Origin of the sequence: Candidatus Nitronereus thalassa, from assembly GCF_032191465.1 — a bacterium.
GTDB lineage: Bacteria > Nitrospirota > Nitrospiria > Nitrospirales > UBA8639 > Nitronereus > Nitronereus thalassa.
This window is the reverse complement of the sequence record NZ_JAQOUE010000001.1, coordinates 2,440,480-2,462,152: the sequence shown is the minus strand read 5'-3', so window position 1 is coordinate 2,462,152 and position 21,673 is coordinate 2,440,480. Positions and strand designations below refer to the sequence as shown.

General features: G+C 46.2%; 20 protein-coding genes. 8 read left to right on the top strand and 12 right to left on the bottom strand.

The features are described from left to right. Positions 1-61: 61 nt before the first annotated feature. From mnmA to rpmH, 12 genes are all read right to left on the bottom strand, one after another. Positions 62-1,213 carry a tRNA 2-thiouridine(34) synthase MnmA gene (gene mnmA / locus PPG34_RS11135; protein WP_313833374.1) on the bottom strand — a complete coding sequence of 384 codons (1,152 nt, stop codon included), beginning with the start codon at positions 1,211-1,213 and terminating at the stop codon, positions 62-64. Positions 1,214-1,219: 6 nt separating this feature from the next. Further along, the gene (locus PPG34_RS11130; RefSeq protein ID WP_313833373.1) at positions 1,220-1,678 is read right to left on the bottom strand and encodes a bactofilin family protein; all 459 of its coding nucleotides are present in this window, start codon (positions 1,676-1,678) and stop codon (positions 1,220-1,222) included. 120 nt (positions 1,679-1,798) lie between these two features. Then, positions 1,799-2,275, bottom strand: coding sequence for a bactofilin family protein (locus PPG34_RS11125; RefSeq protein ID WP_313833372.1), 477 nt, complete (start codon positions 2,273-2,275; stop codon positions 1,799-1,801). A gap of 94 nt (positions 2,276-2,369) precedes the next feature. Continuing rightward, entirely contained in the window at positions 2,370-3,230 is an 861-nt protein-coding gene (locus PPG34_RS11120; RefSeq protein ID WP_313833371.1) for a ParB/RepB/Spo0J family partition protein, read from the bottom strand. Next, positions 3,208-3,978: a ParA family protein gene (locus PPG34_RS11115; RefSeq protein WP_313833370.1), complete on the bottom strand. Its 771-nt coding sequence runs from the start codon at positions 3,976-3,978 to the stop codon at positions 3,208-3,210. Before PPG34_RS11115 ends, PPG34_RS11120 begins: the two co-directional genes overlap by 23 nt. Positions 3,979-4,033: 55 nt before the next feature. Beyond that, a complete protein-coding gene (gene rsmG / locus PPG34_RS11110) occupies positions 4,034-4,684 on the bottom strand; it encodes a 16S rRNA (guanine(527)-N(7))-methyltransferase RsmG (RefSeq protein WP_313833369.1) in 651 nt (216 codons plus the stop codon). Between the two features lie 52 nt (positions 4,685-4,736). Next, on the bottom strand, positions 4,737-6,632 hold the full coding sequence (gene mnmG / locus PPG34_RS11105) for a tRNA uridine-5-carboxymethylaminomethyl(34) synthesis enzyme MnmG (protein WP_313833368.1): 1,896 nt from the start codon (positions 6,630-6,632) through the stop codon (positions 4,737-4,739). 24 nt (positions 6,633-6,656) lie between these two features. After that, positions 6,657-8,117, bottom strand: coding sequence for a tRNA uridine-5-carboxymethylaminomethyl(34) synthesis GTPase MnmE (gene mnmE / locus PPG34_RS11100; RefSeq protein WP_313833367.1), 1,461 nt, complete (start codon positions 8,115-8,117; stop codon positions 6,657-6,659). An 18-nt stretch (positions 8,118-8,135) separates the two neighbouring features. Beyond that, positions 8,136-9,878: a membrane protein insertase YidC gene (yidC, locus tag PPG34_RS11095; protein WP_313833366.1), complete on the bottom strand. Its 1,743-nt coding sequence runs from the start codon at positions 9,876-9,878 to the stop codon at positions 8,136-8,138. A gap of 124 nt (positions 9,879-10,002) precedes the next feature. Continuing rightward, on the bottom strand, positions 10,003-10,191 hold the full coding sequence (yidD, locus tag PPG34_RS11090; protein WP_313834282.1) for a membrane protein insertion efficiency factor YidD: 189 nt from the start codon (positions 10,189-10,191) through the stop codon (positions 10,003-10,005). A gap of 8 nt (positions 10,192-10,199) precedes the next feature. Further along, on the bottom strand, positions 10,200-10,640 hold the full coding sequence (rnpA, locus tag PPG34_RS11085; protein ID WP_313833365.1) for a ribonuclease P protein component: 441 nt from the start codon (positions 10,638-10,640) through the stop codon (positions 10,200-10,202). Further along, positions 10,573-10,719, bottom strand: a complete 147-nt coding sequence (rpmH, locus tag PPG34_RS11080; RefSeq protein ID WP_313833364.1) for a 50S ribosomal protein L34 — start codon at positions 10,717-10,719, stop codon at positions 10,573-10,575. Before rpmH ends, rnpA begins: the two co-directional genes overlap by 68 nt. 235 nt (positions 10,720-10,954) lie before the next feature. On the opposite strand from rpmH, the gene hisS reads away from it, so the two are divergent. The 8 genes from hisS (at position 10,955) to PPG34_RS11040 (ending at position 21,663) form a co-directional block, all read left to right on the top strand. Beyond that, entirely contained in the window at positions 10,955-12,208 is a 1,254-nt protein-coding gene (hisS, locus tag PPG34_RS11075) for a histidine--tRNA ligase (protein WP_313833363.1), read from the top strand. Positions 12,209-12,400: 192 nt separating this feature from the next. Further along, positions 12,401-12,709: a hypothetical protein gene (locus PPG34_RS11070; RefSeq protein ID WP_313833362.1), complete on the top strand. Its 309-nt coding sequence runs from the start codon at positions 12,401-12,403 to the stop codon at positions 12,707-12,709. Positions 12,710-12,714: 5 nt separating this feature from the next. Then, entirely contained in the window at positions 12,715-12,978 is a 264-nt protein-coding gene (locus PPG34_RS11065; protein ID WP_313833360.1) for a hypothetical protein, read from the top strand. A 287-nt stretch (positions 12,979-13,265) separates the two neighbouring features. Further along, entirely contained in the window at positions 13,266-14,624 is a 1,359-nt protein-coding gene (dnaA, locus tag PPG34_RS11060) for a chromosomal replication initiator protein DnaA (protein WP_313833358.1), read from the top strand. Positions 14,625-14,703: 79 nt separating this feature from the next. Next, positions 14,704-15,831, top strand: a complete 1,128-nt coding sequence (gene dnaN, locus PPG34_RS11055) for a DNA polymerase III subunit beta (RefSeq protein ID WP_313833357.1) — start codon at positions 14,704-14,706, stop codon at positions 15,829-15,831. Positions 15,832-15,851: 20 nt separating this feature from the next. Beyond that, the gene (gene gyrB, locus PPG34_RS11050) at positions 15,852-18,380 is read left to right on the top strand and encodes a DNA topoisomerase (ATP-hydrolyzing) subunit B (protein ID WP_313833355.1); all 2,529 of its coding nucleotides are present in this window, start codon (positions 15,852-15,854) and stop codon (positions 18,378-18,380) included. A 42-nt stretch (positions 18,381-18,422) separates the two neighbouring features. Beyond that, positions 18,423-20,921 (top strand): DNA gyrase subunit A, encoded by a 2,499-nt coding sequence (gene gyrA / locus PPG34_RS11045; RefSeq protein WP_313833353.1) that lies wholly within the window; start codon positions 18,423-18,425, stop codon positions 20,919-20,921. A 196-nt stretch (positions 20,922-21,117) separates the two neighbouring features. After that, a complete protein-coding gene (locus PPG34_RS11040; RefSeq protein ID WP_313833352.1) occupies positions 21,118-21,663 on the top strand; it encodes a hypothetical protein in 546 nt (181 codons plus the stop codon). Positions 21,664-21,673 lie beyond the last annotated feature (10 nt).

Below are 21,673 nucleotides of genomic sequence, written 5' to 3'. Positions count from 1 at the left end.
AACGCAGCACGGTATCATGTGAACCCCTGAGTGTCAACCAGGTCAAGGACTTAGAAGTTAGTCAGGACACACGACCAGCTGCATTGGGTTGGCTGGTTTTGGGCAATAAAGGAAGACTTCTGGAATTATTAGAAGTGCGTTGAATAATTCCCCCTCCTAGGACTTGGTCACCGTCATAGAAGACGGCAGATTGTCCTGGGCTCAGCGCTTTCTGCGAAGTATCAAATTTGACGTCAAACATCCCATTTGACCTGGAAATGAGCGTTCCCGGCACCACCTGAGATGCATAGCGATATTTAACCGCAACGGACCGAGTTCCTTCCGGAACTTTCTCCTCCAGCCAATTCAGATCACCGACAAGGCATGCTTCTTGTTGTAATGCATCCTCTTTCCCAACAGTCACGGTATTGGTTTGGGGGTCGACATGTTGAACGTATAACCGCTCCCCAGTTGCGAGCCCAAGGCCCTTGCGTTGCCCTGGAGTATAGAAAGCAATTCCACGATGTTCTCCGAGATATTGACCCTCTTGATCCACAAAAGGCCCTGGGCATGTGGCTTGTGGAGCCTCAATTTTCAAAAACTCCCGATAATCCCCCTGCGTGACAAAACAAATTTCTTGGCTTTCCTGTAATTCTTCAACCGGAAGCCCCATATCTTCCGCACGTTTCCACACTTCAGTCTTGTGAAGATGGCCCAAAGGAAAGAGAATATTGTGTAGCCAAGATGAAGAAAGACGATACAGAAAATAGGATTGGTCTTTTTTGGGATCGAGGCCTTTGAAAAGACCATAGCCTTTTTCGATTGGCTTAATGCGAGCATAATGGCCTGTCGCAACAAAATCGACCCCACGGGCTTGGGCAAGGTGGTATAACTTTCCGAACTTCACTCGCTCATTGCACCGAACGCAAGGATTGGGGGTTTCCCCAGAAAGATACCCTGAGACAAAATCGTCGATGACCCCCTTTTGGAAGGCTTCTCGGGTATCCACCACTTCATGCGGAATGTTGAGTTGTTTCGCGACGTGCCGGGCTAGCCCAACCTTACAACAACCCCGCTCCTCCCATTTTTTGGTAACGGCCACAGTTTCATCTTCCTGCTCCCACACTTGAAGGGTGACGCCACGAACATCGTACCCTTCTTCGGTCAGAAGTAGGGCGGCCACAGAGCTATCCACGCCGCCACTCATTCCTAAAAGAACGGTTGGTCGAGACATCCCTATTTAGGCTTCCTGAGAACGGAGTTTATGATCGCGGTGAGCGTTGAGATCATGAACATTTTCCAAGGTTGTTGAAGGTTCCAAATCGTCTAGGTGACTGATTCCCATGTCACAGACTCCTTGAAATAACACGCCTTCTTCCATGGAAAACGAGGGAGATTGCACATCTCCAATTAACACGGCAGGCTTGAGAAGTTGAACTTTCTTTGATGCGACAATGTTGCCCTCGACTTTTCCTCCGGACACAATCACGCCACCAATAATCGACCCTTTGATCACGGCATGCTCACCAATGATCAAGGTATCCGCTGTGGTTATTTCACCCTCGAAATGACCATCGACCCTTACCGTTCCATCAAAGTTAGCTTTGCCTTTAAAATCGACACCTTTTCCTAAGAAGGTGTAATGGTCTTCTTCAAAGATCGTTTCCTTCTTTTTTTTCTCGTCTTTATCGCCCCACATACCTGCCTCCTTCGCCTTTACGTTTGGTAAAGGTCCGTCTTCAGGAGTTTTTACCTATCCCTAAGAATACCTTTGTCCATGGCCTGGGTTGTCTCAATATTGATTCTTGAATACCGGTGGTCACACCGCTTTCAAGCTATCGCTGCTATAGCTTGAACTCTTCTTTCCGACAGGCCCCATTTCACATGTTCCGTTGAACAAGACCCCTTCTTCCATTGACAAGGAAGGAGTTTTCAAAGAGCCATTAAGAACGGCAGGGGACATCAGTTGAATTTTATCTCTTGCTAAAATATCGCCGACGATCCGTCCTTGGCAGATAATGGTGCCGGCTTCCACCTTGGCATCAATGACGGCGCCCTGGCCAACGATGAGGACACCTTCCGTGTGGATCTCTCCTTCTAATTGCCCATCAATACGAACGGTTCCCTGATAATTAATCACTCCTTTAAATTCGACGCCCTCCCCGACAAATGCACTCACGTCATGGCTTTGGTTCAACACCCCTTCATGACCCGTTTGCCCTCGCCGAGATTCGGAGGAAGAAGACCCTCCAGATGTTCCAGAACTATTTTCAGCATCACTATTCCTTCCAAACATGGAAGTCCCCCCTTTATTAATATTAGGTGTTTAAAAAAGTTGATTTTTTCCGATTGAAATGTGAAACACTCACCCTGCCTAGCCTACTTAATTTTCAGGATAAAATCACGTCCACAATTCGAGTAAGATCCTCGTCCGAATAGTAGGCCACTGTCAACTCTCCTCCGCGCTTCTTGGGATGAATGACAACTTTGGTTCCAAGATGTTTGCGGAGCTGCTCTTGCACATTAGGAAAGCGTTGTTGAGAACCCGCGGGCCCCTTTGCCCTAGCGTTTTTTTTCAAACCGGCTTGATCTTTCTTGATCATTCGCTCGACATCACGAACAGAAAGTTGGTCACGAACAATTTTAGAGGCCATATAAATTTTCGTTTTCGCATCTCCCAGGCCCAAAATGACCTTTGCGTGGCCCAGCGTTAATTGTTCTGATTCAATTAACTGTTGTATTTCCGTAGGTAATGATACTAGCCTTAATATATTAGCAACCGAGGACCGCTCACGCCCTACTTGCTCGGCAACCATTTCCTGTGTCAAACCAAATTCCTCAATGAGTTGAGTAAAGGCCCTGGCTTCTTCCATAGGGTTCAAATCTTGACGTTGGATATTTTCAACTAGGGCCAATATCGTAGATTCATCATCCTTGGAATTACGAACAATGACTGGCACTGTAGACAGGTTGGCTAATTTAGCCGCCCGAAATCGCCTTTCTCCTGCAATGAGTTCGAAAATTCCGTCACCCTTTCTTCGCACCAACAATGGCTGAAGAATTCCATTTTGCCTGATTGATTCGGCTAAGCTTTCTAGTGCTTCTTGAGAAAACTTTTTTCTTGGCTGAAACTGATTTGGGAAAATTTGGGTAACAGAAACTTTCTGTAAAACCTGATCTGACCCGGAAACACCCTGTTCATGGCTAGGCAATAACGCGCCAAGCCCTTTACCTAAGGCCTTCTTCTCCATTTACTAACAGCTCCTTAGACATATCCATATAGGCTTTCGAACCAGAGGACGACGCATTGTACAATAGACCAGGCCTACCGTAACTTGGTGCCTCAGCCAATGCCACATTTCTTGGAATCATGGTTTGATAAACTTTTTGTCCAAAAAACTTTCTGACTTCCTCAGAAACCTGTTTGGAAAGGGTTAATCTAGCGTCCCACATGGTTAACAAAATTCCCTCTAGCTCCAACTGGGGATTAAAGGAATTTCGCACACGATCAATATTTTGAATAAGCCGGCCTAATCCTTCCATCGCATAATACTCGCATTGCACAGGAATGAGTACTGAATTCGCTGCGGCTAAGGCATTGACGGTCAACAGACCTAGGGCTGGCGGGCAATCAAGTAGGATGAAATCATACTGATTACTGATTTCACCAACAACATTTTTTAGGGTATGCTCTCTCCCAGAAACTTCTGCTAATTCAATTTCTGCACCGACGAGGTCAGATCCTGAGGGGAGCAGGTGCAAACCTGTGACTAATGTTTCTACAATGGCTTCTTTCGTCGGGGTTTTTTTAATCAAACAATCGTAAATGGCAAGATTTTTATCTTCAACACCAAGACCACTTGTGGCATTGGCCTGAGGATCGAGGTCTATGAGTAATACTGATTTCTTCGAAATCGCCAAAGCCGCAGCTAGATTTACTGAGGTAGTTGTTTTCCCAACTCCTCCCTTTTGGTTCGCTATGGCGATAATCTTAGCCATTGAAATAATTGATAATTTTAAATGGGATTATTGAATGTTCCACGTGGAACATTGGCTATGTACATGTAGGAGAAAGAATCATCAATTCACGTTCACCAAAACCAAATGGCAATCGATAGGGAATTCTTTCATGAATGGTAATGCCTCTTACTCCAACTTCTTTACCTGATGATTTCGCACGACTCACTACAATCATTCCATTCTCGTCCAATAAAGGCCTAACATAAGGTAAACAGATATCCAATCGCAATGCTTTTAAAATAACCCCTTGATAGGCCCTTGGAACATATTCATATTTTTGAATATCTTCGATTCGCGTCGCTAGAACCTCGACGTTTTTCAAACCTAATGTCCCAATAATGTGGTGCAGAAATGAGACTTTTTTTAAATTAGGCTCAACCAATGTAACCGAAAGTTTTGGCTCTGAAATATTTAACGGTAGGCCAGGAAACCCTGCGCCTGTTCCAATATCCAAGACTGAACAAGCTGAGAAACTTTTTATGGCTTTGTGAAATGCAAGGGAATCGATAAACAGATTGGCAATGATGGACCGTTCATCCCTATGCCCTGTCAGATTAACTTTTTTGTTCCATTTAATTAACTCCAGCAAATACGTTTCAAACTTTTCAATGGCATCCTTTTCTATCAGAAATCCTATTTTTTCTGATTCCTGGCGTATAAGTTCGAAATATAGTCCTGGTTCCATTTTTTGTGTTCCACGTGGAACAATTTCACAAACTATTAAAAAATAATGACTTTTAAATGATTCGTGATGCCTGCTTGGCTCTATTATATCGTTTATATCGTTCCAATGAAACTAAAAGGAGAGAAATGGCGGCAGGTGTAATTCCTGATATTCTCGAAGCTTGACCAACAGAAGCCGGCTTCACTTTTGATAATTTCTCAACAACTTCTTTTGAAAATCCGCTAATTCCATCATAGACAAAGTTTTCCGGAATAGCTTTTCTTTCCAGCTTCTTAAATTTTTCAATGTGTTGCATTTGCCTAATAATATACCCTTCATATTTTATGGAAATTTCAATGGCCTCCTGAATCGTGAAATCTTCAACAGGACAATAGTCAACGATTTCACATAACTTTTCATAAGAAATTTCCGGACGCCTAAGAAGTTGCCCAAGTGTATGACCTGGATCAGGAATAACCTCCTGATGTTTTTTCCAACGCTGTTCTGTTTCACTATCCCAAATGGGGCGTGAATGATTTAACCGATCGACTTCTTCAATAATTGTCCGTTGTTTCTCCATAAATTTATGAAAAATTGATTCTTTTACCAAACCTAAGCCATGCCCAATTTCCATAAGTCTGGAATCCGCATTATCTTCACGAAGAAGCAATCGATACTCCGCACGAGAAGTAAACATTCGATAGGGCTCTAACGCATCTTTGGTTATTAAATCATCAATAAGAACGCCAATATAGGCTTGGGAACGATCAAGAACAAACGGGGAAAGTTCCTTGACCATAAGAGCCGCATTGATCCCAGCCATTAACCCTTGTGCTGCTGCTTCTTCATACCCGGAAGTGCCATTAATTTGTCCCGCATGAAATAAACCCTTCACAAGTTTTGTCTCAAGCGTGGGATGAAGCTGGCGAGGGGGAAAATAATCGTATTCAATGGCATAGCCAGGCTTGAGCATTTTGGCATGTTCGAGTCCAGGAATGGTTTTTAACATTGCCGCTTGAACATCTACCGGAAGACTGGTGGAAATACCGTTTGGATAAAATGAAGGAGAATTTAATTCTTCTGGTTCAAGAAAAATTTGGTGCCCGGTTTTTTCTGAAAAACGTACAACCTTGTCTTCAATAGATGGACAATATCTTGGTCCCACCGACTCAATGACTCCCGAATACATCGGTGACCGATCAAGATTTTTCATAATAATTTCATGTGTTTCTGAGGTTGTTGTGGTTAAGTGGCAACAGATTTGAGGATTGGAAATTGCTTGGGTTTGAGCAGAAAATGGCCTGGGAGATTCATCTCCTGGCTGGACCTGCATTACTTCAAAATTAATGGTATCTCGATGTAACCGAGGAGGTGTACCAGTCTTTAGGCGCCCCACTTCAAACCCAAAATCTCTCATACAATCCGAAAGGTGCTCCGCTGGAGATTCTCCAGCCCGCCCACCGGGAAGATGGTTCATGCCAATATGCATCAGACCTTTTAAGAAGGTTCCTGATGTGATGACGATAGCTTTAGCATGAATAGTTTCCCCTGAATTCGTCACTACCCCGATCACCGCATGGCCTTTGGTCAAAATCCGCTCAGCCGTTCCCTCAAAAATTTCCAGCAATGGTTGTGCCTTCAAAGTATTCTGCATGGCCATCCGGTACAAAGACTTGTCACATTGGACTCGAGTGGCTCGAACCGCAGGTCCTTTACGGGTATTTAGAATGCGAAACTGAATTCCCGCTTTGTCGGTGTTGAATCCGATCTCCCCACCAAGGGCATCGATTTCTTTCACCAAATGCCCTTTCGCTATTCCACCAACCGCAGGATTACAAGGCATTTGAGCGATTTTTGTTGTATCAATCGTCAACAACACGACCCGACAGCCCATACGGGCACCGGCAAGCGCTGCTTCGCAGCCTGCATGGCCCCCTCCAATCACAATAATATCTCGTTCTATTGGCATATAAGTGTAAGTTCCTAAATATATTTACTTTCCAATGCAGAAGTCTCGAAAAATTCTGTCCAAAATATCTTCGGTACTTATCGCCCCGGTGATTTCGCCAAGGGAGTCTAGAGCACCTCGCATATCCAGCGCAATACATTCCCCATCCATTTCTGCTTTGATCGATGCTTGAGCCTGTTGAATGGAATCCCTGGCTTTGGTTAAGGCGGTTTTATGACGAAGATGGGTGACCATGGGAGCCTGACCAGGTTCAAAATTGTCTTTTAAAAAACATGAACGAATGGATTTTTTTAACTCGTCCAACCCATCTCCGGTTTTGGCGGAAATCTGAATGATGCGCTTGGTCATTCCGGTGTTTTTTTTATCAGCCGCAGGAGATCTTGGCTCAATCCAAGACTCCAGGACTGAAATTTCTTTGGGTGAAATGTTAATCGAAAGATCGCATTTGTTGATAATCATTAGGCACCGGTCATTTTGATAATTTTGAATCAACGCACGATCGTCCTCGGTCACCCCCACCGAGCCGTCGACCAGGATCAAGAGAAGATCGGCTTCCTCGACGGCTTGCTTCGTCCGTCGCATGCCTTCTTCTTCAATAAAATCTTCTGTTTGCCGAAGACCCGCCGTATCCAAGAGCCGCATGTGAAGGCCAGCCACATTCACGGCTTCATCAATCACATCCCGTGTCGTTCCGGGAGTTGGAGAGACAATGGCTCGATCGGTTTTAAGGAGAGCATTAAGCAGGCTCGATTTTCCCACGTTAGGACGACCAATAATGGCAGCCTTAATGCCTTCTCGCACAATTCGGCCTTCTTCAAAAGAATCAATCAATTCTTGGAGCTTGGAATGAGTGTACTGAAGAACGAGAGCCAACTCCTCGTTTTGAATAAAGGAAATATCTTCTTCAACAAAATCCATTCCTGCTTCAAGATGCGCCAGATTTCGAATGAGTTCTTCTCTCAATAATTCGACTTCTTTGGTAAGCTGCCCACGTAACAGGACCTGGGCTGTGCGCAAGCTGCTAGCAGTCGTAGCTTGAATCGTGTCCAACACTGCCTCGGCCTGAATTAAATCGAGCCGCCCATTCAAAAAGGCTCGCTTCGTAAACTCGCCAGGCTCTGCCATTCTGGCCCCTCCTCGAATAAGAGCATCGCAGGTTGATCGAAGAATCAATGGCCCGCCATGTGTCTGTATTTCCACCACGTCTTCGCCGGTATAAGAACGAGGCCGTTTCATGACGACCACTAGGGCTTCATCCAGAGGCACATGGCTTGGGGCGTCGCTCTCATTACCCCAATCAGCGAGGACATCACATAAATACATACGGTGGCTGGTGAGGTGTTCCAGGGAAGGAAGGGTTCTGGGACGGACAACGTTGGAGGACAAGGCAATAGCGCCATCGCCGCTCACTCGAACGATGCCGACCCCGCCCTCTCCCATTGGGGTGGCAATGGCGCAAATTGTATCTTCTCCCGAAGTTTCCATCGTGGGAGATCCAATTCTTTACACGGACTCTTTTTGTGAATTTTTCCCTTTACCCTTTTTTTTCTTGGATCCGGCAGGCTCTTCTGCTGGCTCTGGTAATGCCTCGGAGGGTTCAGGCGGAGCTTGCGAAAAAGTTGGCTTTTTCAGAATAAACCGATCGGTCACGAATTGTTGGGTAATAGTCAAAACATTATTGGTTACCCAATACAAGACGAGTCCTGCCGGGAAGGTTAAAAAGAGAAAGGTCAAAAACACCGGCAACAACAGCATCATTTTGGCCTGAGTCGGATCCATCGTCGTCGGCATGATCTTTTGTTGCAAGACCATGGAAACTCCCATCAAAATCGGGAGTACATAAAATGGATCGGGAACGGAGAGGTCGGTAATCCACAACGCGAACGGGGCCTGCCGAAGATCAACGGTCATGTACAAAATATTGAACAAGGAAATGAAGGCCGGCATTTGGAGCAACATTGGCAAACACCCGCCAACCGGATTCACTTTATGCTCCTTGTACAGCTTGATCAGTTCCCGATTGAGCCGTTCCCGATCATCCTTGAACTTCTGCTGCATGGCCTGGACCTTAGGTTGAATCTTTTGCATCCCCTGCATGGATTTATAGCTCTTGTATTGAAGGGGCACGAACAAAAGCTTTATGCCACACGTTAAGAGGATGATGGCCACACCATAGTTCTGCGTATACTCGTATAGAAAGCGAAGCACGTAGAAGAGGGGTTTCGCCACGGCTCTGACAATGTCCCAACTTCCATAAATGAACCAGCCAAAATCAATCGTATCCTCGAGCCCATGCCCCAGGGCCTTCATGGCATCAAATTGTTTGGGGCCGGAATAGAGCTGAAATACAATTCGCCCATTATCGCTCTCCGGTGAAAATTCCACTCCACCCGTCACAACGCGTTCAGTTTCGGTTCGCGCAAACACACCACGGGCGGATTCCGGAATCATGACACTAATAAAGTATTTGTCTTGAAGAGCAGCCCATTGGATGTCGCCTGATTTCCGTATTTCGGGTTCAGGGGTTTCTTTTTCGAGCGTCTCCCCAATCATCCAGGCTGGTCCCAGCGCACCAATGAACCCTTGTCCCCATTCAACGACTCCAAAGTTGGTGCCCAATAATACCTCAACCTTATCGTCCAGGCCTTCGGTCCTGATCACAACATCTACGATGTAGGAATCGTGATGAAAGGTCAGCTCTTTCTTGATAGCAATCCCCGATTCTTGGTCTGCAAAGGTATACGTGAGGGTTCCCGTAGGATGGGTTGAATCTAGAGTTTCGAAGTCTCGACCAACTTGATAAATGGCCGACTTCAACAATTTGCTCAGGGTGGGGTCAGATACTTGGACAGTAAGAGGGCCGGCAAAGTGGCCTTCTTGATACACAAACTCAATCGGGTCGGAAGTTTCCCCGTCTTGGGTGAGGTAGTGCTTGAGTTTCCAGCTATGGATTTGAGCTCCCCGGTTACTGATGGAAGCCTGGTAAAGTGAAGTTTCAATGAATTCGAAGGATTCGTGAAGTTCGGTAGGAACTGAAACACCGGAAATTTCTTCGCCCGTTTCACTAGACTTTCTGATACTTTGTGAGGCTATTTCCTTTGATGAATCCTTACTGTCGGATTCAAAAGATTGCGACTCCTCCACTTGCACGGGCTGGGGCAGGAATCCAAATTCCTTGAGCAAGACATCGTACCCAAGAATGATTCCCAGAGAGATAACGAGAAAGATAATGATGCGCTTTTCCATGATAAATTTAGTAGAGCGTTCTCGATATCTCCTTTATTGTGCGAAATTCGACCACAGAGATCATGGGTTCCTTGTGTGTATTCACCAACTGAATGGGGGAGGAGGATTGCTCTCAAACGAAGGTTTAGGGAACGGGGTCGATCCCCCCAGGGTGGAAAGGATGGCATTTACAAAGGCGAAACACTCCTAAACAAGTCCCATGCATGATTCCATATCGTTCAATGGCTTCTCGAGTATACCAGGAACATGAGGGTTCAAAGCGACATGACTGACCCAACCATGGCGAAATCCATCGTTGGTAGATTCCAATCATCCACAAGGCTATTTGACGCATGGCATGGGTTCGGGTGACGATACTAGCCCTTCGCGAGACAAAATTTGAACCCACGATTCAACGAGGGAACGATGGTTGTAGGTAAGGACGGGGCGCTTCGGAAACACGACGATATCATAGCCTTTCACCAACAAGCCGTGAGTTTTTCGGACCAACTCTCGAAAAATTCGCTTCCCGCGATTTCTGACTACGGCATTCCCAAATCGTCGACCGACTACAATTCCAACTCGGGTATCGTAAGTCGCCGATGAGCAAAACATGACATTAAACAAAGAGGTTTGGCATCTCCTCCCCTCTCGCTTCACACGATCATAATCTTGTTTTTTCTTGAGAAAGAATTCAGACGAACGCGTGAGAGAATCATTCATCAGAGACTGTGAGACGGTATCGGCCTTTGCGGCGACGGCGCGCCAAAACCTTCCTGCCATTTTTGGTACTCATCCGTTTCCGGAATCCGTGGTCACGTTTTCTTTTCAGGTTCGACGGTTGTCGGAATGTCATTGACATAATTAGTTATCCTCTTCGTGGAAAAACACTAAAGAAATCATTGTAGATTCGTCTTCTCTCATGTGTCAAATGGTCAACCCATTGAAAAAAGTCGACTAAGGCTGTGGGTGAAAATATTTTCCACTATACCCCTTTCGTTGACTCTCCGAACTTTCCCCTTTTATAGTCGGCAAATTAAACGTTTGCCTTATCCAATTTCCCCTTCCTATACTCACACATTTAGGAAAAAACATACATGATTCGTGGCATTAAAGGAGTCAAAGACATTCCACCCAGTCAAATGCCGAAATGGAATGTTGTGGAAATCGCGGCCCATCGCCTGGCCCAATCCTACGGGTTTAGGGAAATTCGAATTCCTATATTTGAACCAACAGACCTATACGTACGGAGCATTGGGGGAGCCACGGATATCGTGGAAAAAGAAATGTATACTTTTCCAGATCGTGATGGCAGTTCCCTGACCCTAAGACCCGAAGGGACAGCCGGGGTCGTGCGCTCCTTAATAGAACATAACCTTATTAATGACCCCACCTGCAAAAAACTTTATTACATTGGCCCTATGTTTAGGCATGAGCGCCCCCAGGCCGGCAGATTCCGTCAATTTCATCAGTTTGGCGTAGAAATGGTTGGATTCACTAGTCCCAATGCGGATGTCGAAGTAATTTCCCTCCTTTGGAGATTTTTTTCATCCCTACAGTTGCCTGGGCTCACCCTGGAAATCAATTCATTAGGCCAGCCTCAAGATCGCCTGGGGTACAAAGACAACCTCGTGGCCTTTTTGAAACCAAAATTCGAACAGCTCTGCTCCAACTGCCGGCGTCGAATTGATACCAACCCACTCAGAGTTCTTGATTGCAAAGTTACTCAATGTCGAACCGCTACGGAAGAAGCACCCAAACTCCCAGATTTCCTTGGGAAAAATTCAAAAGACCATTTTCACCAAGTATTGGCTGATCTTGAAATGCTTTCCATTCCATACCATCTTAACCCTCGCCTTGTCCGTGGTTTGGATTACTATTCCATGACGACGTTTGAGGTCTCCTGTTCTTCCTTAGGTGCACAAAACGCCATTGGTGCTGGTGGACGGTATGACGGTCTTTTTGAAGTTTTGGGTGGAAAACCAACCCCTGCCGTGGGATTTGCTATTGGACTTGAACGGGTCCTACTCGCTTTACCAGAGTGCATGATCCCTACACCTAATCCCTGGGTATTTATTGCAGGATTTGGTCCATTAGGGTCCAAGGCGGGTGTATCCCTTCTTGACACACTTCGTCTAAACGGAATTACGGCTGACACTGATCACAATAGCACCTCATTAAAAAACCTCCTTCGTTCTGCAGATAGACTATCCGCACCCTATGTGCTAATTCTTGGGGACGATGAAGTTTCACAAAATAACGCTATCCTTAGGAACATGGAGACTAAAGCCCAGGAGAACATTTCACTTTCTGAAATCCCAACCTTTTTAAAAAAACGCTTTTCTATTTAGCCCTGTCATTCATCATTTTGTTGACTTTTTTTTTGTGTAAGAATATGATTTTCTCTTTGTTTTTCAATAAGTAATGTAACCTAAATCACGATCTCTATTAAAGGCACCAGGTCTTTACCTTTTCAAGCCTTTCCCGATCTTTCATCAACCAACATGTTAAACAATATTATCGTTGTACTTCGTGAGGATCCCATGACTACCGGTAGACCGGTGGAGGGTCTTAGGATTGCCTTGGGTCTGTCCACGGGGTCAATTCCACTGACGATTATTCTTCTAGGGAAGGCTAGGATCCTTCTCACGGAGGATGCTATGGATGTAAAAGATGCCGAAATTTTGGAAAAATATCTACCCGTGATTCAAGAACTTGAACTTCCTCTTGTGATTCCCCAAGGTAGCTCAAAAGACTATTCCATTGACCCTGACTTTTCGGTCAAAGAGGCCTCAATTTCAGAAATTAATTCATACCTGCTCAATGCCGATCGGGCCATGGTTTTAGGGTAATATAATTGAAAAAAATTCTGTACATTATTTCAAAAGAACAAGATCCTGATTTTAACGAATTATTATCATCTCCCCAATCTTCAGACTATTCAGTGTCAGCGATTTTTGTCCAAGAAGGCACAGAATTTACACATAGTTGGCCATTTCCTTGTTTTGTCCTTGGTGACCATAATGCTCAAAATACTAATAAAGAAAAAACATATTCGAAAATTCAATATTTTGATATGTTACAGATGATTTTTGATGCCGATATGGTGATATCCCTGTGAATGGAAAAACCTATTCTCTTATATTTCCCTGTGTAAAAAGAAAATTAGTAGTCGTAGGAATATTAATAGGGCTTGTGAATAACGGGAAATAGATAATTTGAGTAGGAAGGTCGAGGAGATGGGGATTTCCCATCGTGGGTATAGATCCGTGTATAGTCTGAATAACGATTGGGGACAGGGTTACGGATATGTGAGGGATTTTAAAAATATGGGTGGAATAAAATAAAGAAAAAGGATATAGGTGTGTAAGTTATCCACATCTGTGAATAAACCTGTTGATAGTGGGAATGGAGACGGTGGTAGTGGAAGGAAAGAATATTTGGGACCTTGCTCTAGGATATATTGAGTCCCGAATGGGCCGGGAAGTGGTGGAAAACTGGTTTCATCCTACCAAGTTAGGTGAAATTAACGGATCCAGTGCAACTATCGTTGTCCCTAATAAGTTTTTCGGAGAGTGGCTTGGCAGAAATTACCGGAGTTTGATAGGGGAAGCTCTTCATTCGGCCCAAGGTGGCGGGGAAGAAGGGAAAGTCGAAATTCAGTTTGTGGTTGGTGAACAAGAGAATGCCCATATTCCCGCCATTCCAATGGGAGACGATCCGCCGGTAACACAAGGGAAGAACAGACGTCAGCTTCCCAATCCCAAATATACCTTTGATAATTTTGTGGTAGGTGCGAGTAATCAATTTGCCCATGCGGCGAGTTTAGCCGTGGCCGAAGCCCCGGCAAGAGCCTATAACCCTTTCTTTATTTATGGGGGAGTTGGATTAGGGAAAACCCATCTTTTAAATTCCATCGGTACCTATGTGATGGAAAAAAGTGACCTTCGAATTGCCTATGTCACGACAGAACAATTTACCAACGAAGTAATTAATTCCATCCGGTACGATAAAATGATCGACTTGAGGCGGCGGTATCGAAATGTGGATATGCTCCTCATAGACGATATCCAATTCCTAGCTGGTAAGGAACGAACCCAAGAAGAGTTCTTTCATACATTCAATACCTTGTATGAAGCCAGGAAACAGATCGTGTTATCCAGTGACAGGTTTCCCAAAGAAATGCCCTCGATGGAAGAACGGCTTCGGTCACGATTTGAATGGGGCCTGATTGCCGACCTTCAACCTCCGGACGTAGAAACGAGAATCGCCATTCTCAGAAAGAAATCCGAAGAAGAAGGAATCGCCATCGGGGAAGAAGTCATTCAATTGTTGGCTGAAAACCTCCGGAGTAATATCCGTGAGTTGGAAGGAGCTCTTATCCGATTGGGCGCCTATGCGACACTTACCGGAAAAACCATCACGACTGAAATGGCCAAAAACATTTTGCGGGACCTGTTGGGAAGCAAGAGAAAATTTATTACTCTTGAGGATGTACAAGAGGTGGTGGCTAATCGATTTAATATTAAAATATCCGAGTTGAAATCCAAGCGGCGCACAAAAACCCTGGTGCATCCCAGGCAAATTGCCATGTTCCTCTCTCGTGAACTCACGGCTTCTTCATTTCCAGAAATTGGCCGGGAGTTTGGGGGGAAAGATCATACGACCATCATGCATGCGTGTCGGCAAATTGAAAAAGCCCTCGATGACGACTCGGGATTGCGAACCACGATCGAAAGCTTAAAGGATGAAATCAGTAAAGCCTAACAGTGAATCACCATTCACTAAGGAAACAACCCGGTTGGATGCCTAGACCATTCGCCAGCCATCAGAAGGGAGCCCTGTCATGCGGGTGACGATTGCGCGCGATGAAATCCTGACCGCCCTCCAACGAGTTCAGGGAGTAGTCGAAAAAAGAAACACCATGCCGAGCTTGGCGAATGTCTTGTTGGAAGCCAAGACAGAGGGATTAGATATCCTGGCCACAGATCTCGAATTGGGAATGCGAGGGTTATATAAGGCGAAGGTAGAGGAGCCGGGGTCGGTAACCTTCTCGGCGAGGAAACTTTTTGAGATTCTTAAGGAAATCAAAGAACCTGAAATTGCTCTAAGTGTGACCGATCATAGTTTGGTCACCATTCGCGCAGGGCGTAGCCAATTTAAAGTGGTTGGGCTTCCGAGTAAGGACTTTCCTCCCTTGCCGGCTATTGAGCGAGAAGGGCTCATCCCATTGCCAGGGGCAAGTTTGCTTCAACTTATTCGGAAAACCCTGTTTGCGGTGGGGGACAACGACACTCGGTATGTTCTGAATGGCCTGTTAATCACCCTCCTTACGGACGGCGGGAAACCAATGATTCGATTAGTCGGCACCGACGGGCATCGTTTGGCTGTTGCTGACCAACCATTGGAGGTTGGAAAGGATGCATCGTTTCCTGAAGACACAAAGGTGATTGTGCCGAAAAAAGCTGCCCTGGAAATTCGCCGGTTGCTAGAAGAAGGTGGCGACGAACCCATGATTGGGTTTACCAAGAACATGCTCATTTTCCGGAAGAGTGGGCTGCTGCTGACCTCAAGGCTCATGGAAGGAAATTATCCGAATTACCAGCAAGTCATTCCCAAGGAAACCTCCAAAAAAATTACGGTCAATCGAGAGGATTTTGAAGGGGCCTTACGACGGGTTTCAGTGCTGTCACGAGATAAAACCTATGCCGTCAAGCTTACTTTTGCGTCGGATCACCTCACCCTCTTTTCGAGCCACCCAGATATGGGAGAAGCTAATGAAGAGATTCAAGCCAAGTTTAATGGCGAAGAATTCTCCGCTGGATTCAATGCCCGATATTTACTTGAAGTGTTGACCATCATGGATGGCGAGACCATTGAGTTGCAGATGGATGCCCCATTAAGCCCATGTTTACTCAAAGAAACTGAGAATCAACAACGGTTTAAAGCCGTCGTAATGCCCGTCAAAGTTTAATAAGGTTCATTACCCCAACTATGTTGCCAGATGAAAGAAATACCCCAGGCCCTCCGGCCGAAGCTCCCGTTACGCCGCCTTCCCAGAAATCGGAAAGTTCAGCCGAATCCAAAGGCGGGTATGGCGCGGAGCAAATACGAGTACTCGAAGGCTTGGAAGCCGTGCAGAAACGGCCAGCGATGTACATCGGTAGTACTGGCGTCGATGGCTTGCACCACCTGGTCTATGAAGTCGTCGATAATAGCGTGGATGAACACATGGCCGGCTATGGAGAGTCGATCGAAGTCACGCTAGAAATTGATGGCAGCGTCACCGTAATCGATAATGGCCGCGGCATTCCCACCGGCATGCATCCCACTCAAAAAAAATCAGCAGCGGAAGTCGCGCTGACCGTCCTTCATGCGGGCGGAAAATTCGAACAAGGCGCATACACTGTGTCCGGCGGGCTGCATGGCGTCGGTATCTCCGTGGTGAATGCCCTTTCCGAATGGCTCGAACTTGAAATCTGGCAAGACGGTCAAGTCTTTACTCAAGAATACGAACGGGGAAAACCTAAAGCGCCCTTGGTCGTGGCCGGCGTCACCAAGAAACGCGGAACGAAAATTACCTTTAAGCCAGACGCAAACATTTTTGAAACCGTGGATTGTAGTTTTGACGTGTTAGCCCAACGACTCCGCGAGTTAGCGTTTCTGAATAAGGGTTTGTCCATCGCACTTTCGGACCGCCGAACACAAAAAGAACAAGTGTTTTGTTATGTCGGCGGAATCGTATCTTTTGTAGAACATTTAAATGAAGCCAAAACACCTCTTCACAAACCCATTTTCATTGAGGTGGAAAAGACCGATGTGATCTTGGAAGTCGCGTTGCAATACAACGATAGCTATGCGGAAAATTTGTTTTCGTTTGCCAACAACATTAATACGCGAGAAGGTGGGACGCATTTAATAGGCTTGAAGGCGGCGTTGACACGAACTATTAACAATTATGCCAATGCCAACGATTTATTAAAAAAGGATACCGAGTCCCTCACCGGCGACGATGTGAGAGAAGGACTGACCGCCGTCATAAGTGTCAAGGTTAGGCATCCCCAATTTGAAGGACAAACAAAAGCGAAACTCGGCAACAGTGAAGTCAAAGGCATTGTCGAGGCCGCAGTGAATGAAGGCCTCGGAAATTATTTCGAAGAAAATCCAGCTGTCGCCAAAAAAATCATCGGCAAATCAATTGATGCGGCACGAGCGCGGGAAGCCGCTCGAAAGGCCAAAGATCTTATTCGTCGTAAAAGCGCATTGGATGGTGGCTCTCTCCCAGGGAAACTCGCCGATTGTTCTGAAAAAGACCCCGCACTCAGCGAACTGTATCTGGTGGAAGGAGATTCAGCGGGCGGTTCGGCTAAACAAGGACGGGATCGACGGTTTCAAGCCATCCTGCCTCTCAAAGGAAAAATCCTAAACGTGGAAAAAGCGCGCTTCGACAAAATGTTGTCGAGTGAAGAAATCCGAACACTGATCATGGCACTCGGAACGGGGATCGGCCGAAAACGGGAAGACTCTGAAAAAGGCAAAGACGACAAGGAAGCATTTGATATTACCAGAACGCGATACCATAAAATCATCCTTATGACCGACGCCGATGTTGACGGAAGTCACATTCGTACTCTCCTGCTCACGTTTTTGTTTCGACAAATGCATGAGTTGTTTGATCACGGATATATTTATATTGCCCAACCTCCATTGTTTAAAGTGAAAAAAGGGAAAGCCGAACGCTATCTCAAAGATGAACATGCCCTCAATGAATATTTGGCAGAACAAGCGGTTCAGGAAGTCGCACTCTTTGTGAAGGCAGAAGAGGCTTTTATGAACGGCCCGACGTTATTGCCAATGCTAAAACGGTTAATTGATTTCGAGGGCCTGTTGGCCCGCTTTACACAAAAACAACGCGAGCTAGGTTTGATCAGAGTTTTTGTTGATGAACCGACGTTGGGGCGGGACTTATTAAAAAACACCGAAGCAGTTCAAGATCTCATTGCGAGAGCTAAAGAACGCCTTACACTGGTTTATCCCAAGGGACAAGTTAGTGTGGATATACGTGAAGATGAAGAGCATCAATCCAACAAAATTTTCTGCCGTGTTCAAACCAATGGGATGACGTCCACCTTGGAGGTCAATCATGATCTCGTCGGTTCGGCTGATTTCCGCGAATTACAAAAATTAGCACCTTCGGCAATTGGCCTAGGGGCTCCCCCATTTCGGATAAAAATTGGAGAAGAGGAAACCGGTTATCCCGCGACGGACCAATTGGTCCGGGCCATTTTAGATGCTGGGAAAAAGGGATTGAATCTGCAACGATACAAAGGTCTGGGAGAAATGAATCCCACGCAATTGTGGGAAACCACGATGAATCCCCAAACGCGGTCATTGCTCCAAGTGAAACTTGAGGATATGACGGGCGTCGATGAGATTTTTACGATTTTAATGGGGGACGAAGTTGAGCCCAGACGAAACTTTATTCAGCAACATGCGCTAGAAGTAAGAAATTTAGATGTGTAACTTTGAGATTAACAGCCTCAACCTAAATCCATTTAATTTATCATGCCGCCAGAAGAACGCCTCACCCAAGTAGCCATCGAAGATGAGATGCGGATGTCGTATCTCGATTACGCGATGAGTGTCATCGTTGGTCGAGCCTTGCCCGATGTGCGCGATGGGTTCAAGCCTGTGCATCGGCGGATTTTGTACGGCATGCACCAAATGGGTCTGGCCCATAACCGCGCGTATCGGAAGTCCGCCAAAATCGTCGGCGAGATCATGGGGAACTATCATCCGCATGGGGATTCCGCCATCTACGATACTCAGGTGCGCATGGCGCAAGATTTCAATATGCGCTACACCCTCGTGGATGGCCAAGGGAATTACGGATCGGTCGATGGAGATCCACCTGCAGCCATGCGGTACACCGAAGCCCGACTCACTAAGTTGGCCGGTGAGATGCTCGCGGACATCGAAAAAGAAACCGTGGATTTTGGTCCCACCTACGATGAGTCCGATGTCGAGCCGTTGGTCCTTCCAGCCAAGGTACCTAACCTGCTCATCAATGGCGCAGGAGGAATCGCGGTCGGGTATGCCACCAACATTCCGCCTCACAATCTTGGAGAAGTGGTGAGAGGATTGCTCAAGGTTCTGGAAGATCCAGAGGTCGGGATCTCAGATCTTATGGGAATCATTCCAGGTCCAGACTTTCCCACGGCTGGTTATATTTATGGGACCCAAGGCATAAAAGATGCGTATCTCACCGGTCGAGGATTACTCACGCTACGAGCTAAGACGCATATTGAAACCGATGAGAAACGTGATCGAGATAGCATCATTGTCACTGAAATTCCCTACCAGGTGAACAAAGCCAAGTTATTGGAAAAAATCGCGGAACTCATTCACGAGAAGCGAATCGAAGGGGTATCCGATATTCGGGATGAATCAGATCGAGAAGGTATGCGCATTGTCATAGAGTTGAAAAAAGCCACGATCCCTCTTGTCCTTCTCAACCAGCTCTATAAACACACCCAAATGCAAAACACCTTTGGGGTAATCATGCTGGCCTTGGTCAACAACCGACCAGAGGTACTCAATCTCAAACAAATTCTCACGGCGTTTCTTGAGCATCGGCGCGAAGTCGTCATTCGCCGAACCGCCTATGATCTTCGAAAAGCCGAAGAACGCGCGCATATTTTGGAAGGTCTTCAAATTGCGCTCGAACATCTAGACGCGATTATTGCACTTATTCGTGGATCGGCCTCTCCCGACGTGGCGAAAACGCAACTGGTCGCACAATTTCCTTTATCGGAAATTCAGGCTGCAGCCATTCTGGACATGCGGCTCCAACGGCTGACCCAACTCGAGCGCGATAAACTCATTCAAGAACTCGAAGACCTGAAAGCCAAAATTGCCCATTTGAAAGCGGTATTGGGTTCCGACGAATTAGTCAGAACCATCATCAAAGATGAATTGATGGCGATTCAAGAAGCCTACCAAGATGACCGGCGTACCGAGATCATTCCCCAAGAGGCGGAAATCAATATTGAAGATCTCATCGCGGATGAAGAAATGGCGGTTACCATTTCTCATGAGGGGTATATCAAGCGCCACCCGGTGTCGGAGTATCGTGCCCAACGCCGTGGTGGAAAAGGCAAGATTGGCATGGGGGTGAAGGAAGAAGACTTCGTAGAAAAACTCTTCACCGCGTCCACACATGATTATATTTTGTTCTTCACCGATGCCGGGAAAGTTTACTGGCTCAAGGTCCATGAGATTCCAGAAGCCAGTCGCACAAGTAAAGGCAAGGCCATGGTGAATTTGCTCACTCTGGCTTCGGAGGAAAAAGTCACCACGACGTTACCGGTAAGAGATTTTCCCGATAACTTGTACGTGGTTATGGCCACTCGCCGCGGAATCATTAAAAAGACCGAGTTGTCGGCGTATGGCAATCCGCGGCAAGGGGGAATTATTGCCTTGACCCTGGAGGAAGGCGATAAACTCATTGGTGTGGAAATCACAGATGGAAAATCGGATATCGTATTGGGGACCAAAGAAGGACTCGTCATTCGATTCCGGGAAAACGATGTACGTCCTATGGGTCGAACGGCTCGTGGCGTACGCGGTATCAGTCTCGATGAAACCAACCAAGTTATTGGCATGACGACGATCACGCCAGATGAAGAAGCGTCGATATTGACAGTCACCGAAGGAGGATACGGGAAGCGGACATTGGTGACGGAATACCGTACCCAAGGCCGTGGAGGGCGTGGCGTCATCAGCGTCAAAGTGACGGAAAAAAATGGCCAGGCCGTATCCTTTCATCGAGTCAGCGATACCGATGAAATCATGATCATCACCGCGGAAGGAAAAATTCTTCGCACAAAAATGGATGACCTCCGTGACATCGGACGCAATTCTCAAGGTGTCCGCCTCATCGATATGGAAGACACCGACCGAGTCGTGGCCGTCGCCAAGCTCGCTGAAAGTGACGACGTGGAAGTTGATGCCGACATTAACGGCACTGCCGACCCTACCTCTGAAACCAGTGGGTCGGCCTAGCTGTTTCCCGACCCTCTGTTGCGTTCCCCTCCAATAATTTGGTTATTCTAGTTTTGCAAACATTTCTTCAATCTTAATAATTTCTTCCTCTGCAAAAGGGGGACGGGGCGTTTAGGACTTCCCCGGTTTCCCCTACTTGTTTTGAAATTCTGCTGAGGGGGATCTGGAAAATTTCTAACCCTATATTTGGCAAACATTGGATTCTCAAAAATCCCCAACAAAAAAACCATTTGACCCTGTCGTCAAAATTGGACTTACGATTTTGCTCGGCGGATTCATGCTCATATTTGGCGGAATGTATCTTTCTCGACCGGACCGCACCATTCCACCGTTCAGTAATGGCTGGCAAGAAGGGACGGTCGTGGCCGTGCATGTGCCGGCATGGACCAGCGACCCGGAAATCGAAACGTTGATCCGTCGATTTCGTGAAGTCGTGTTGGCCACGAATGATCTACGCTCCCTAAAAATTCGTCCAACGAATCCTGATGACCCTAACGATTATTATCGAGAAGTGACTATTTATATATTTTCCGATCCCGACTGGACTCACCCCGATACCTTGCATCGATATTTAGAAAAGAAAGAAGGCGAAGAAGAAGAAACATTCCGGCATGATTTTGAACAAGCCGCCCGTGGAGTATTTATTCATCTCCAAGGAAAAACCAAAGGTTGGATCGGACCAATCCCTGATAAATCAAAGCCAGAGAAAGAACAAAACATTCAGGTCTTATTTGATGATTGACGCTTGATAG